The 12,872-nt window shown below is 75.5% G+C and carries 9 protein-coding genes and 1 pseudogene; 5 read left to right on the top strand and 5 right to left on the bottom strand.

All coding sequences use genetic code 11. The features are described from left to right. Nucleotides 1–9 precede the first annotated feature (9 nt). Nucleotides 10–1,182 (bottom strand): LCP family protein, encoded by a 1,173-nt coding sequence (locus tag OP86_RS26140; RefSeq protein ID WP_033333465.1) that lies wholly within the window; start codon nucleotides 1,180–1,182, stop codon nucleotides 10–12. A gap of 192 nt (nucleotides 1,183–1,374) precedes the next feature. Beyond that, nucleotides 1,375–2,166 carry a TIGR03089 family protein gene (locus OP86_RS26135; RefSeq protein WP_030062186.1) on the bottom strand — a complete coding sequence of 264 codons (792 nt, stop codon included), beginning with the start codon at nucleotides 2,164–2,166 and terminating at the stop codon, nucleotides 1,375–1,377. A 104-nt stretch (nucleotides 2,167–2,270) separates the two neighbouring features. Here OP86_RS26135 and OP86_RS26130 point away from each other — a divergent pair, with 104 nt between their 5' ends. Together OP86_RS26130 and OP86_RS26125 are read left to right on the top strand one after the other, a co-directional pair. Beyond that, complete coding sequence (locus OP86_RS26130; RefSeq protein ID WP_030260747.1) at nucleotides 2,271–3,422, top strand: peptidoglycan recognition protein family protein; 1,152 nt, start codon at nucleotides 2,271–2,273, stop codon at nucleotides 3,420–3,422. 55 nt (nucleotides 3,423–3,477) lie between these two features. Next, complete coding sequence (locus tag OP86_RS26125; protein WP_030260744.1) at nucleotides 3,478–4,398, top strand: DNA-3-methyladenine glycosylase family protein; 921 nt, start codon at nucleotides 3,478–3,480, stop codon at nucleotides 4,396–4,398. Nucleotides 4,399–4,423: 25 nt separating this feature from the next. Here the strand turns inward: OP86_RS26125 and OP86_RS26120 are convergent, their stop codons facing one another. The 3 genes from OP86_RS26120 to OP86_RS26110 are packed head-to-tail and all read right to left on the bottom strand — an operon-like array spanning nucleotide 4,424 to nucleotide 7,404. Continuing rightward, nucleotides 4,424–5,716 (bottom strand): coenzyme F420-0:L-glutamate ligase, encoded by a 1,293-nt coding sequence (locus tag OP86_RS26120; RefSeq protein ID WP_030260741.1) that lies wholly within the window; start codon nucleotides 5,714–5,716, stop codon nucleotides 4,424–4,426. Further along, nucleotides 5,713–6,672 carry a 2-phospho-L-lactate transferase gene (gene cofD, locus OP86_RS26115; protein ID WP_030260739.1) on the bottom strand — a complete coding sequence of 320 codons (960 nt, stop codon included), beginning with the start codon at nucleotides 6,670–6,672 and terminating at the stop codon, nucleotides 5,713–5,715. Before cofD ends, OP86_RS26120 begins: the two co-directional genes overlap by 4 nt. Nucleotides 6,673–6,723: 51 nt before the next feature. After that, on the bottom strand, nucleotides 6,724–7,404 hold the full coding sequence (locus OP86_RS26110; protein WP_234435112.1) for a cysteine dioxygenase: 681 nt from the start codon (nucleotides 7,402–7,404) through the stop codon (nucleotides 6,724–6,726). Between the two features lie 621 nt (nucleotides 7,405–8,025). Here OP86_RS26110 and OP86_RS26105 point away from each other — a divergent pair. The 3 genes and pseudogenes from OP86_RS26105 to OP86_RS26095 form a co-directional block, all read left to right on the top strand. After that, nucleotides 8,026–8,298 carry a WhiB family transcriptional regulator gene (locus OP86_RS26105; RefSeq protein WP_030062195.1) on the top strand — a complete coding sequence of 91 codons (273 nt, stop codon included), beginning with the start codon at nucleotides 8,026–8,028 and terminating at the stop codon, nucleotides 8,296–8,298. 267 nt (nucleotides 8,299–8,565) lie between these two features. Beyond that, nucleotides 8,566–12,447, top strand: a complete 3,882-nt coding sequence (locus OP86_RS26100; protein WP_030260735.1) for a glycosyltransferase family 2 protein — start codon at nucleotides 8,566–8,568, stop codon at nucleotides 12,445–12,447. A 6-nt stretch (nucleotides 12,448–12,453) separates the two neighbouring features. After that, nucleotides 12,454–12,872: pseudogene (locus OP86_RS26095) on the top strand (hypothetical protein); the annotation flags it as partial.

Here is a 12,872-nt window from a genome sequence, read left to right as displayed (position 1 = left end):
AAATCCCGCTCAGTGCTGCGCGCAGGCGTCCACGTCGGCGGTGCGTCCCTCGAAGGTGGGAGAGGCGCCCGCCGAGGGTGACGCCGTCGCTTTCGTCGCCGTCGCTGTTGCCATCGCCGCCTCGGCCGAGTCGGCACCAGGGCTCGGATCCGAGCCCTGCCCCGCGGCCGGGCCCGCGCTCGGCGAGGGCGTCGACCCGGGCGGGCGGACCGCGACCGGCCGGTCGTCCCGCAGCGCCGTGAACAGCTGGGTGGTCTGCGGCTGCACGAACTCGTCCCGGTCCGAGTCGTAGCGGTACGGGCGGCGCGGAGCGGTCAGGAAGACCACGTCGGAGGTGGGGATGCCCCGCAGGTCCTGGGTGAGGTCGTACAGCGCGCCGAGCGAGGACAGCCCGCCGTCCGCCCGGACCGAGGAGGTCGCCGCGTCCAGCACCGGCCACAGCCGCGCCGGGTTCAGCAGCACCCCCTGCGACTCCACCTTGCGGATCAGCGCGGCCAGGAACTGCTGCTGACGGCCCATCCGCTGGGTGTCGCTGCCGTCGCCCAGGCTCTCCCGGGCCCGGACGTAGCCGAGCGCCTGCTCGCCGTGCAGGGTCTGCCGGCCGGCGGGCAGGTCGAGCTTGGCGTCCTTGTCGTGGATCGGCTGCGGCACGCACACCTCGACCCCGCCGATCGCGTCCACCATCGTCTTGAAGCCGCTGAAGTCGAGGATCACGTAGTGGTCGATGCGGATCCCGCTCAGCTGCTCGACGGTCCGGATCGAGCAGGCCGGGCCGCCCGTCTCGAAGGCCCAGTTGAACTGCATCAGCCCCGGCTTGCTGCGGGTGCCGTCCGGCTTCTCGCAGGCGGGGACGGAGACCATGACGTCGCGCGGGACGGAGACCGCCGTCGCGTGGTTCCGGTCGGCCGACAGGTGCAGCAGGATCGTGGTGTCCGAGCGCTGGGTGCCGGCCTCGCCGCCGTAGGAGCCGTTCGCGCCGGAGCGGTCGTCGCTGCCGATCAGCAGGATGTTCTCGGCGCCCCGCGCCCCGGCGGTGCGGCTGGGCCGCTCGGCCTCCAGCTCGGCGAGCAGCCGGTCGGTGGTCGAGTCGGTGCGGATGTTGCCGTCCAGCTTGCGGTAGGCGATCCAGAGCAGCACCCCGCCGGCGACCAGCAGGAATGCGACGACGCCGGCGGTGATCATCAGCCACCGCCGGCGCCTGCGCGGGCGTCCGGTCCCGCCCGGAGGATCGTCCGGCGGGGGAGCGTCCCCGGGGGGACGGTTCGTCGGGGGGTCGTTCGGGGGGTTCTTCGTCGGGGGAGTGGCGGTCGGGGGGTGCTCGGTGTCGTCCTCGGCCATGGCAGCGATCCCTACCCGCCGGGCCGGGGCCGGGGGTTACCCGAGGCGCAGTGTCACCCGTTCGGATTCGGTCCGCTTCTCCCACTGCGCGGCGTCCAGCCCCTGCGAGTTGCGGCACAGCACCACCGAGGCACCGGCCGCCAGCGGCGCCAGCAGGCCGGCCTCCAGGCCCGCCCAGTCGTCGAACGAGCGGGTGGACAGCACCCGGTCGCCGGGCTTCAGCCCGAGCCGGACCGCCCCCTCCCGGGCCAGCGCGACGGTCTGTTCGCCCGTCAGCTTCAGCGGCAGCCCGTCCACCGAGGTCTCCAGCGCCTGCCCGTCCGGGGCGACGGGGGAGTACGGCGCGAAGCGGTCGCCCTGGCCGGGCACCTCGGCGGCGTAGTCGAGGAAACCGTCCGGGCGCTGCGGGAAGCGGCCGCCGAGCGGGCGCAGCGCGAGCGCGACCCGCTCGCCCTCGCAGGCCTGCGCGGCCTCCAGCCCGTCCGGGCCGCTGACCACCAGGTCGGCGGCGGCCGGGTCGCCGGCCGGCACCGCCGTCACCCCGACCGACCAGCAGGCGAGCAGCCAGACGGCGCTCTGCCAGTGGGCGGGCAGCAGCAGTGCGGCCCGGTCGTCGGGGCCGGCGTTCAGCTCGTCCTGAAGGAGGTTGGCGGTCTTGGCCACCCAGTTGTCGAAGGTCCGGGCGGACAGCTCCACCCGTTCGCCGGTGGCGTCGTCGTAGAAGGTGACCAGCGGGGCCGCGGGATCGACCGAAGGGGTGCCGCCGCGCAGGAATGCGTGCAGCAGCTCGACGGGGGTGCGGGCATCGGCAGCGAAAGGCGCAGTCATGGTGCGCCCCAGCCTACGGCCTTCGAGTGGGAGGCCGGGAGGGGCGGCCGAACGGGCGCGGGGCGGCGTGGCGAGCGGTCCGGTTTGCGGCGACGATCCGGTCTATGCGCCTTTCACCACCAGCCGCCCTGCTGGCCGGCTGCACCGCCGTCCTGCTCCTCCAGCCCGCCTCCGCGGCCTCCGCCGCCGACCCGCCGGGCCTGCGGCGCCACGACTTCCCCGGCGGCGGTTCGACCACCTCGCTCCCGCTCCCGGACGGCCACGGTCTCGCGGCGCGCGGCACCCGGCCGTTCGAACTCCTCGGCGTCGGCTGGGACGGCCCGCCGGACGCGCTGGCCGGCGCCGTGGTCCGGGTCCGCACCCGGGACGCGGACACCGGCCGCTGGAGCGACTGGCACCGGCTGGAGTCCGACGCCGAGGACGGCCCCGACCACGCGCCGCACGGCGCCACCGCACCCCTGTGGACCGGCCGCAGCGACGGCGTCGCCGTCGACGTCCGGCCCGGCCCCGCCGGACCGCCGCCCGCCCTGCGGCTCGACCTCGTCGACCCGGGCCGCGGCGCCGCCGCACCGGCGGCCGTACGGACCCTGCCCGCCGAACCCGCCGCACCCGCCGAACCGTCAGGGCCCGCCGGGGCCGCCGACGGCCACCAGGCCCCGCGTCCGGCGATCGTCACCCGGGCCGGCTGGGGCGCCGAGGAGTCGCCGGGCGAGCAGACCCCCGAGTACACCGGCCCGGTCCGCGAGATCTTCGTCCACCACACCGACACCGCCACCGACTACGCCTGCGACGACGCCCCCCGCGTGATCCGGGCGATCCACCAGTACCACGTCAAGACCAGCGGCTGGCGGGACATCGGCTACAACTTCCTGGTCGACCGGTGCGGCACGGTCTACGAGGGCCGCGCGGGCGGTGTCGAGCTGCCCGTCCACGGCGCCCACACCTTCGGCTTCAACACCGACTCCTCCGGCATCGCGGCGATCGGCACCTTCGTCGACGACCAGCCGCCCCAGCCCCTCCTCGACGGCCTCGCCGCCGTCGCCGCCTGGAAGCTCGGCCTCACCGGCCGCCCCGCCGACGGCCGCACCAAGCTCACGTCGAGCTCCGACGCCAGCCGCTACCCCAAGGGCACCGTCGTCGACTTCGACGCGATCTCCGGCCACCGCGACGGCTTCACCACCGAGTGCCCCGGTGGCGCCCTCTACGCCCGGCTCCCCGCCCTCCGTACGGCGGCCGCCCGCCTCCAGGCCTCCTGACGCCCCGGCGGTCCGCGTATCGTTCCTATCCCCAGGCGGCACAGGAGGCGACAGCGTGACGGGCGGCGAGGCGGTACGGCGCTGGCGGCCGGGCTTCCCGCTGGACACGGCCCGGACCCTGCTACCGCTGCGCCGCGGCCCCGCCGACCCGGCGTACCGCACCACCGGTGACGGTGCCGTCTGGCGCGCCTCCCGCACCCCGGCGGGCATCGGCACCCTGCGGGTGCTGCCGCACCCCGGCGCGGGTGAGATCGAGGCGACGGCCTGGGGCCCGGGCGCCGGCTGGCTGCTCGACCGTCTTCCCGCGCTGCTGGGCGCCGAGGACGACCCGCAGGCGCTGGTGCTGCCGCCCGGCCCGCTGCGGGAGGCCCAGCGCCGTACCGCGGGGGTGCGGCTGACGCGGACCGGCCTGGTGCTGGAGTCGCTCGTCCCGGCGGTCCTGGAGCAGAAGGTCACCACCGACGAGGCCTACCGGGCCTGGCGCACCCTGCTACGGGACTTCGGCACCCCGGCGCCGGGCCCGGCCGAGGGGATGCGGGTGGCGCCGTCGGCCCGCGAGTGGGCGGGGATACCGAGCTGGGAGTGGCACCGGGCGGGCGTGGACCCGAAGCGCTCGGCGACGGTCATGCGCGCCGTCCGGCTGGCGCCGAGGCTGGAGGAGGCCTCCGCGATGGGCCACGAGGAGGCCTTCGCCCGGCTGACCGCCGTCCCGGGCATCGGCGTCTGGACGGCCGCCGAGACCCTGCAGCGCAGCAACGGGGACCCGGACGCGGTCTCGGTCGGCGACTTCCACCTGCCCAACCTGGTCGGCTGGGCCCTGGCCGGCCGCCCCCGCAGCGACGACGCCCAGATGCTCGCGCTGCTGGAGCCCTACCGCCCGCACCGCCACCGGGTCTGTCGTCTCCTCATGGCCACCGGCGCCCGCGCCCCCCGCTACGGCCCCCGCCTCACCCCGGGCGACCACCGCCACCGCTGACCCGCACAGGCGGCTACCGAGGGAGCTACCGCACCTCGATGAAGGCGTCGGCGCTGCGGGCCGGCCGTTCGCGCGGGGCTTCGGCGGGCCGGCCGACGGCGACGGCGCCCATCGGGTCCCAGCCGTCCGGGAGGTCCAGGGCGGCGCGGACGGTGTCGCGGCAGAACATGGTGGAGGAGACCCAGGCGGAGCCGTAGCCCTCGCCGGTGAGGGCGACCAGCAGGTTCTGCACGGCGGCGCCGGCGGCGACGGTGAACATCTCCCGCTCGGCGGCGGCGCGCCGGGTGTCGGGGTAGTCGTGCGAGCCGTCCGTCACCAGGCACGGCACCACCAGGTACGGGGCGTCGCGCAGGACGTCGCCGCGGGCGGTGCGGCGGGCGATCCGGGCCTCGTCCCAGCCGTCGAGTTCGCGCAGGTCGCGCTGCCAGGCGGCGAGCATCGCGTCGAGCAGCCGGGTGCGGGTGTCGGCCGACTCCAGCAGGACGAACCGCCAGGGCGTGGTGTGGTGCGGGGCGGGCGCGGTGACGGCGGCGGCGACCGCGCGGCGGACGGCGGCCGGGTCGACCGGTTCGGCGGTGAACGAGCGGACGGTGCGCCGCAGGGTGACGGCCTGCCGCAGCGCCTCGGAGGTGCCGAGCCGGAACATGTCGTCCGCGGCGGGCCGGACCAGCGGCCGGGTGCCCTCGCCGTCCTCGGCGGTGACGAGGTGTCCGAGGCCGCGCACGACCGCCACCGGGACGCCGGTGGCCTTGCCCTTCACCAGGTCGGCGGCGGCGGCGAGTTCGTCGGCGGTCGCGGTGACGGTCAACGCCAGCTCGTTGCCGTGGGTGTCGGTGCGCCCGCGGTGGTCCTCCAGGACGGCGAGGCCGGCGGCGCCGATGGCCACGTCGGTGAGCCCGTTGCGCCAGGGCCGGCCGAAGGTGTCGGTGACGACGACGGCGAGGCGGCGGCCGGTGAGCCGCTGCAGCCGGGCCCGCAGCGCGCGGGCCGAGGCGTCCGGGTCCTCGGGCAGCAGCAGGACGGTGCCGGGGGCGGTGTTGGAGGCGTCGACGCCGGCGGCGGCCATGACGAAGCCGTTGCGGTTCTCCACGATCCGGGCCGGCCCGCGCCGGGCGACCACCCGGACGGTCTCGGCGTCGATCGCGGCCTCGCGGTCGGCGGCGTGCAGCAGCCGGCCCTCGGCCTTGCTGACGATCTTCGAGGTGACGAGCAGGATGTCGCCGTCCAGGAACGTGCCGGCCTTGGCGATCAGCGCGCCGAGGTCCGCTCCGGCCTCGACCTCGGGGATCCCCTCGACCCCCAGGACCTGGAACGTCACTTCCGTACCTGCTCCGCCAGCGCCAGCGCGGCCCGGGCCATCTCGGCGGTGGCCTCGACGTCGGTCATCAGCAGCGGAACGGCCCGGCAGGCGATCCCGCCGGCCTCGACCGCGGCCACCGAGCCCTCGTCGGCGGTGTCGACCAGCCAGCCGTCGATCAGCGCCGCGCCGTAGTTCAGCGCCACGGCCTCCGCCGTCGCCTCGACGCCGACCGCGGCGAGCACCTTGTCGGCCATGCCGCGCACCGGCGCCCCGCCGATGATCGGCGAGAGCCCGACGACCGGGGCCGGGGCGGCGGCGACGGCCTCCCGGATGCCGGGGACGGCGAGGATGGTGCCGATCGAGACGACCGGGTTGGACGGCGGGAAGAGGATGACGTCGGCGGCGGCGATCGCCTCCAGCACGCCGGGCGCGGGCTTGGCGGTGTCCGCGCCGACCGGGATGATCGCCTCGGCGTCCACGGCGGCGTGCAGCCTGACCCAGTACTCCTGGAAGTGGATCGCCCGGGAGCCCTGCTCGTCGGTGATCCGCACGTGCGTCTCGACCCGGTCGTCGCTCATCGGCAGCAGCCGTACGCCGGGCTTCCAGCGCACGCACAGCGCCTCGGTCACCTGGCTGAGGGTGTACCCGGCGGTGAGCATCTGGCTGCGGACGAGGTGGGTGGCGAAGTCGCGGTCGCCGAGCCCGAACCACTCGGGCCCGACGCCGTACTCCTTCATCTCGGCCTTGATCGACCAGGTCTCGTCGGTCCGGCCCCAGCCCTGCTCCTCGTGGATGCCGCCGCCGAGGGTGTACATCACGGTGTCGAGGTCGGGGCAGACCTTGAGGCCGTAGAGGTGGATGTCGTCGCCGGTGTTGCCGATGACGGTGATCTCGTCCTGCGGTCCGACCGCCGCGAGGAGCCCGCGCAGGAAGCGCGCTCCGCCGATTCCGCCTGCCAGTGCCACGATGCGCATGGGGTTCATCCTGCCACGGCCCGACTGCCCGTCAGCCCGCCTCGGCCCGCCTCAGTGCGTCTCGGCCTGGGCCGGCCGCTGCGGCTCGGGGTGCTGTTCGGGGACGGTGGTCGCGCCGTACTGGTTCATCTCGGTGAGGCCCGGCGTGTAGAGGTGGATGGAGACGGCGGGTTCGAGCGCGCCGTTGACCACCTCGTGCAGGTAGCCGGAGGAGAAGACCCGGTGGCCGCCGGGCCGCAGGGTGCGGGCGCCCGAGCCGCTGGGGGTCCCCCCGGCCGAAGGCTGGGGGAGCGTGAGGGAGCGCTCGATGAGCTCGCCCCGGACGACGGTCATCACGCCGGAGGACTCGCCGTGGTCGTGGAAGCCGCTGCTCTGGCCGGGCAGCCAGCTGAGCAGCCAGACCTCGTAGCCGGGGCCGGTCTCCAGCCGGGCGTACCAGCGGGTCAGCGCGTCGTAGCGGACCAGCGGCTCCCAGCGGGCGCGGTCGGCGGCGATCTCGCGGACCAGCCGGGCGTACTCGGCGACGGTGGTGGGGTGGTCGGGCAGGTCGGTGCGGGCCAGGTGCGGGAAGGCGAGCGGGTCGCCGGCGATGGAGACGTCGCTGAGGCCGTCGGCCCAGCGGGCGGCGCCGGTACGGGCGGTGACAGCGGTACGGGCGGTGACGGTGGCGGGGCCGCGGCGGGCGAGCTTGTTGCGGTCGCGGTTCCGCTTGCGGATGCGGATCATGCGCACGGGGTCGTCCTCGGAAGAGTCGGCTGGTTCGTCGGATCAGCCGGATCCGGGATGTCCTGGGGCGGGACTCGCGGGCGGCCTCTGTGCTTCCTGGGGGCGGCGCGCGGTGGGACGCGGGCGCCTAGATACAGCAGGAGCAGAGGCGACAACAGAAGTTCACGGCACGGCGGAGCGTGGAACCGCTCCGGGGGCTGGCGAACTCTGACATGGGGAAAAGGAGACCGCATCCGCGGGGCCGGTGTCAAACCGAAGGATGCGGCATTCGAGTGGGTTAGGTCCGGATCTTTCCCTGATGGGGTGATTCATCACTCTCTATGTTTCGATGAGAAGATCGCCGGGAAGGCAGCCCGATGACCGGCCTGTGCCGGTGACCGAGTGTCACCTGGCGACTGGTTGCGGATGGTTCGGCGCTGTTCAGGGCTTTGGGCCAAAAGGCCCCATATGTCCGGATATGCACACTATTCGTAACGGCTTGGTGCCGAGGAGTGAATCCTGGCCTCAATACCAGAGCTCGGCTTGACTGGGCCAGAGTGACGCAACTGTAATTTCACTCGTGTCGTCAGCCGCACGAGGCAACGGCAACCACGGGGACGCCAAGTAGGGGCAGAGGAGGCGCGCCACATGAGCGAGCTCTTTGAGCTGTTGATCGGGGACGGCATCGCGGAGGACGAGGAGGAACTCGGCTGGCAGGAGCGCGCGTTGTGCGCCCAGACCGACCCCGAATCCTTCTTCCCCGAGAAGGGCGGCTCGACCCGCGAGGCCAAGAAGGTCTGCCTCGCCTGTGAGGTCCGTTCGGAATGCCTGGAGTACGCGCTCGCCAATGACGAGCGCTTCGGCATCTGGGGCGGCCTCTCCGAGCGCGAGCGCCGTCGGCTCAAGAAGAGCGCGGTCTGACCGGGGCGGCTCCCGCCCCACTGACTCGTCGACGACGACGGACAATCGCACAGCTGTACGGGCGCCTCACCGCGGTGGTGGGGCGCTTTCCTGTTCCCGGTCCCTCTCCCGACCGACGGCCGGGCCATCCTCCGCCGTCCGGCCCCTCCTTCACCGCCCCCGCACCGGCACCCCGGACGAACCGTCCGTCCGGAGCCGTTAGTGTGGTGCGCCATCCGGTTGCCGTTCACCGGCTGTGTCCACCGAGAACTGGGGCCCACGCACTCGATGACCGTCTACAGCCACCAGAGCGGCTTCACCGCTGCCAGGCCGCCCGCCTACCCGCGCCACCTGGTCACCGCGGTGATCGTCTCGCACGACGGCGCCCGCTGGCTCCCGCAGGCGCTGGCCGGCCTGCTCGGCCAGGACCGCCAGGTCCAGCGCGTCCTCGCGGTCGACACCGGATCCACCGACAACTCCCCGCAACTGCTCGCGGACACCCTCGCCGAGTGGCTGCCGGAGAGCGGCCCGATCATCCTCGGCCGCCGGGCCGGCTTCGGCACGGCCGTCGCCGAGGCCGTCTTCAACAGCCCCCCGCTGCGCCCCGAGGACCTGCCGTACCGGCTCGACCCCTCCGGCTACGACCCGGTCACCGGCGGCTGGGACGACTTCGGCGACCCGCTCGCCCAGGAGGACGACCTCGGCCGCGGCGGCCCGCGCGAGACCGAGCCGGTCGAATGGCTCTGGCTGCTGCACGACGACTGCGAGCCGCAGACCGACGCGCTGCGCCGACTGCTCCAGGTCGCCGACTCCACCCCCAGCGCGGCCGTGGTCGGCCCCAAGCTGCGCAGCTGGTACGACCGCCGCCAGCTCCTGGAGGTCGGCGTCACCATCGCCCGCTCCGGCCGCCGCTGGACCGGCCTCGACCGCCGGGAGCAGGACCAGGGCCAGCACGACCAGGTCCGCCCGGTGCTCGCCGTCTCCAGCGCCGGCATGCTGGTGCGCCGCGACGTCTTCGAACAGCTCGGCGGCTTCGACAAGGCCCTCCCGCTGATGCGGGACGACACCGACTTCTGCTGGCGGGTCAACGCCGCCGGCCACCGCGTCGTGGTCGCCCCCGAGGCCGTGCTGCGGCACGCCGAGGCGGCCGGCCGCGAGCGCCGCGCCATCGACTGCGGCCCCTCCCACCCGCACCGGGTGGACAAGGCCGGCGCCGTCTACACCCTGCTCGCCAACTGCCGGGGCGTGCTCTTCCCCTACGTCCTGCTGCGGCTGGTGCTCGGCACCCTGCTGCGGGCCGTCACCAACCTGCTCGGCAAGGACCCGCGCCAGGCCGTCGACGAGCTCGCCGGCCTCGGCCACGAACTCGTCCGGTTCCCGCGACTGCTGGCCGCGCGCAAACGCCGCGCCCGAACCAGGGCGGCGGACGCCCTGGACGACCGCACGCTGTTCCCCGCGCCCGGCGCCACCACCCGGCTGGCCGTCGAGGGCGTCATCGGCTCCCTCGGGATAGGGGGAGGCGACGACTCCGGCAGCCGGCACGGCTCGGTCGAGGCCGGCGGCGACGAGGACTCCGAGGACCTGGTCGTCGAGCAGTTCGCCCTGATCAAGAAGCTCGCCCGCCGCCCGGCGCCGGTGCTGTTCGCGGCCCTGCTGGTGTTCGCCCTGGTCGCCTGCCGCGGCCTGTTCGGCAGCGGCGAACTCTTCGGCGGCGCCCTGCTGCCCGCCTCCGACGGCGCCGGCGGCCTCTGGTCGATGTACGCGGACGCCTGGCACCCCGTCGGCACCGGCTCCACCGCCGCCGCACCGCCGTACCTCGGCGCGCTCGCGGTGCTCTCCTGGCTGCTGTTCGGCCACGCCGACCTCGCGCTCACCCTGCTCGTCGTGCTCACCGTCCCGCTGTCCGCGGTCAGCGCCTACCTGGTGTCCCGGCCGCTGCTGGACTCCAAGCTGGTCCGCGCGTGGGCCAGCGCCACCTACGCGCTGCTGCCCGCCGCGACCGGCGCGCTCGCCCAGGGCCGGATCGGCACCGCCGTCCTCGCCGTGCTGCTGCCGCCGCTGGCCCGCGCCGCCGCGATCGCGGCCGGCCTCGGCATCCGGGACGAGAGCGCCGCCAAGGGCGCCCGCCCGGGCTGGCGCCCGGTCTGGATGGCCGTCCTGCTGCTCACCCTGGCCACCGCCTTCGTCCCGCTGACCTGGGCGCTCGCGGTGCCGCTCTGCCTGGCGGTGCTCGTCGTCGCGGTGCTGCGCGGCGGCGCCTTCGGCTCCGGCGGTACGGCGCTGCGGCTGCTCGGCCTGCGCGTCCTGGTGATCCTCGCCGTCCCGGTCGGCCTCCTCGCCCCGTGGTCGCTCAAGGTCCTCTCGCACCCGCAGTCGCTGCTGCTGGAGGCCGGGCTGCCCGGCCTGAACGGCACCGGCGCGAGCGCGGCCGGCCTGCTGCTGGTCAACCCGGGCGGCGCCGGCGTGCCGCCGATCTGGCTGTCGGCCGGTGTCGTCCTCGCGGCGCTCGCCGCGCTGCTGCGCGCCGACCGCCGCCGGGCGGTGCTCGCCGCGTGGGGCGCGGCCGGGGCCGGCCTGGTGTTCGCGGTCGCCGTGGCGGGTACCTCCGTCACCCCGGCCTCCGGCGGCCCGACGGTGCCCGCCTGGGCCGGCCCGGCCACCCTGATCGCCGGGATCGCCCTGCTGGCCGCGGCCGCGATCGGCGCCGACGGCGCCAACGCCCGCGTGGCCGGCATCGCCTTCGGCTGGCGCCAGCCGGTGGCCGCCCTGGTGGTGGCCGCAGCCGTGCTGGCCCCGCTGGGCACCGGCCTGTGGTGGGCGCTCACCGGCGCCGGCAAGCCGCTCGACCGCGGCGCGGCCGGCCAGGTGCCCGCCTTCATCGCCGAGGAGGCCGGCACCACCGACCGGGCCCGCACCCTCGTCGTCACCGGCGAGAAGACCGGCGGCGCCGTCCGCTACACCGTGCTGCGCGGCGCCGGGTTGACGCTCGGCCAGGCCGAGTCCACCGTCGACCCGGCGACCGGCACCCAGGACGGCCTGAACAAGATGGTCGGCAGCCTGCTGGCCGGCTCCGGCGCCGACCAGGCGAACGCCCTGGCCGGCTACGGCATCGCCTACGTGCTGGTCCGGCAGCCGGTGATCGACACCTTCAAGGACGTCCTGGACACCACCCCCGGCCTGGTCAAGGCCAACCAGGACAACGGCACCGCGCTCTGGCAGGTCACCGGCACCCCCGCGGTCCGCGCGGTGATCACCGCCCCGGGCGCCAACCCGGTGGTCGTGCCGTCCGGCGTCCGCGACCTCTCGACCACCGTCCCGGCCGGCCCGGCCGGCCGGGTGCTGCGGCTCGCCGAGTCCGCCGCCCCCGAGTGGAAGGCCGCCCTGGACGGCACCGCGCTGGAGCCCACCACGGTGGACGGCTGGGCGCAGGGCTTCAAGCTCCCGACCGGCGGCGGCAAGCTGACCGTCACCCGCGAGGGCAGCCTCGCCCACACCGGCTGGATCTGGGCCCAGGTGCTCCTCGGCCTGACCGTCCTGGTGCTGGCCCTGCCCGGCCGCCGCAGCCACAAGGACGACGACCTGCCCGAGGAGGTGGTGGCCGCCGCCGCGCTGGCCGCCGCCGCCCAGGCGCAGGCCCCCGCCCCCGGCAGCCGCCGGGCCCGCCGGATGGCCGAGCGCGGCGAGGGCGGCGAGGGCGGCGAGCCCGGGACGGGCGAGTCCGGGGTGTACGAGGGCCGGCCGGGCGCGATCCCGGCGCAGCCGGCCGGCGAGCCGGTGACGGAGGCGGTCGAGGCGGCCGCCGCCGTCCAGGAGGCCGAGCCGTACACCGACCCGTACCAGACGTACCAGCAGGCCGATCCGTACAGCTACGACCAGTACGCGGCCCAGCAGCCGGTGGCCGCGCCGTACGGCGGCCAGGGGTACGAGGCCCCCGGGTACGACGGCCACCAGCCGCAGGCCTACCCCCAGCAGGGCTACGAGCAGCAGGGTTACGAGCAGCCGTACCAGCCGGACCAGCCGTACGGCTACGACCCGTACCAGCCGGAGCACCAGCAGCCGGAGCACCAGCAGCCCTGGATGCCGGGGCAGCAGCAGGCCGAGCCCTACTACGACCCGAACGACCCGGACGGCACCCGCCGGTACCCGCACCAGCACGGATCGGGGAGCTGACCCGCGATGAAGAAGCCCGCATTCAGGAAGAAGTCCGGCGCCGACGGGGCCCCCGAGCCGGTCGAGGCCGCCGCCGGGACCGAGCCGGCCGCCCCCGCGGCGGCCCCCGCGTCCGCGCCGGCCGCCGGGCCCGGCCGGTTCGCCGGAAAGACCGGCGGGACGAAGACCACCCCGTCCCTGCTCGCCGCCGCCGTGGTGCTCGCGGCGGTGTTCGGGATCGCCGAGGTGCGCCCGCCGGCCGCCCCGGCCAAGGCGGACGGGGCAGCGGCGCCGACCACCGCGCAGGTCGAGCGGACGGCCGCGGTCTGCCCGCAGCCGCTCCAGAGCCTGACCGGCTCGACCACGCTCAGCGCCTACACCCCGCCGGGGACGGGCTCCGCCACCGGCGGGGCCGGGTGGCTCTCCGACGCGGCCGCGCCCGCCGC

Source organism: Streptomyces novaecaesareae (assembly GCF_000716875.1).
Taxonomy (GTDB): Bacteria; Actinomycetota; Actinomycetes; order Streptomycetales; family Streptomycetaceae; genus Kitasatospora; species Kitasatospora novaecaesareae.
This window is presented reverse-complemented; position numbering and strand designations above follow the sequence as displayed.